At 28.5% G+C, this 1,550-nt stretch carries 1 protein-coding gene; it reads right to left on the reverse strand.

What is annotated here, in order from left to right:
• A partial coding sequence (locus IDG65_RS14050) for an IS1182 family transposase (protein WP_206174188.1) occupies window positions 1–1,550 on the reverse strand: 1,550 nt, incomplete at both ends.

Here is a 1,550-nt window from a genome sequence, read left to right on the forward strand (position 1 = left end):
AAAAAAGACAATTTCTATTGAAATAATATAGAAATTGTCTTTTTTATAAATTTTTTGATTATTTTCAGCTCGTTGAGCTACTACTTTTCTTATATTAAGTGCCATTAATACAAAACCAAGTTCTCTTTTGACTTTATTGAGTCCTCGGACAGACATCCGAGTGAAACCCAAAATAGCCTTCATAAATCCAAAAACAGGTTCCACATCAATTTTTCTTTGACTGTAGATATTTTTTGTTTCTGGTTCTGAAAGCTTTTTGTTAATTTGGGATTTAAAATATTCCCAGTTATAATTCTTCATTATTTTTTTGTTTGTTTTTGAATTGAAGTTCATACATTGATTTTTCAGAGGACATTCTGAACAATCATCACATTCATATAATTTGAAGTCTCGCTTATAACCATACTTATCATGACGATAGGCATATCTTTTAAAACCTAGCCGTTTATTATTCGGACAAATGAATTCGTCATTAATTTCCTCATAGTTACAATTTTGAGTATTAAAGATGTCACTTTTATATTTTTTAGTTTTATCTTTTATAAACATTCCATATGTTATGAGTGGCGTTCGATTAAAGTCATCTATAATTGCCTTATAATTTGATTCACTACCATAACCTGCATCAGCTACAATATATTCAGGTAAATGACCGTAGGTCTCTTGAATTGAATTTAAAAATGGAATCATCGTTCTAGTATCCGTTGGATTTTGATACACATTATAAGATAAAACAAATTGGGAATTTGTCGCTATTTGTAAATTATACCCTGGCTTAAGTTGTCCATTTTTCATGTGATCTTTTTTCATTCTCATAAATGTCGCATCATGATCTGTCTTAGAATAACTATTTCTATCCTTTAAAATAGATTTTTGAAATTCGTATCGATACTTTCGCTCAAAATAATCATTGATTTGCTTTTTGTATTTTTTGATTTTAGTTCTTTTGAGACGTATTTGTTTTCTTGTTTTAGTACATTTTTCATTGTTGATATGTTGGTTTAAATCTTCGATTTCTTTATCTAAGTGACTACCAATCAAATCTATTTCTTCTTTTGTTAATTCATTATCATGATTTTCTTTAATTTCCGGTATGATTTTATTGGTTACCAATTCATGGTAGAGGGCTTTAGAATCCTCATTCATCTTTAATTCATGGTTTTGAATACTCTTTTTCCATACAAATGTATATCGATTGGCATTTGCTTCAATTTTTGTACCATCAATAAAAATAGCTTTATCATCTATAAGATTTTGTTTTACACACTGACTGTAAAATTGAATAAATAAAGATTCTAATAAAGCATCTACTTTTGGATTTACTCTAAATTGATTAATTGTTTTATAAGAAGGTTTTTGATTTTGTGATAGCCACATCATTCGGATGCTATCATTAAGCATTTTTTCTATTTTACGACCTGAGAATACAGATTGTGTGTAGGCATATAGAATCACTTTTAACATCATTTTAGGATGGTACGAAGTTGCACCACGGTGATGTCTGAATTCGTCGAATTCATTGTCAGGAATTGTTTCAACAATATCATTTA

Origin of the sequence: Staphylococcus sp. EG-SA-17 (assembly GCF_017151845.1) — a bacterium.
In the GTDB taxonomy this organism is placed as follows: Bacteria; Bacillota; Bacilli; order Staphylococcales; family Staphylococcaceae; genus Staphylococcus; species Staphylococcus aureus.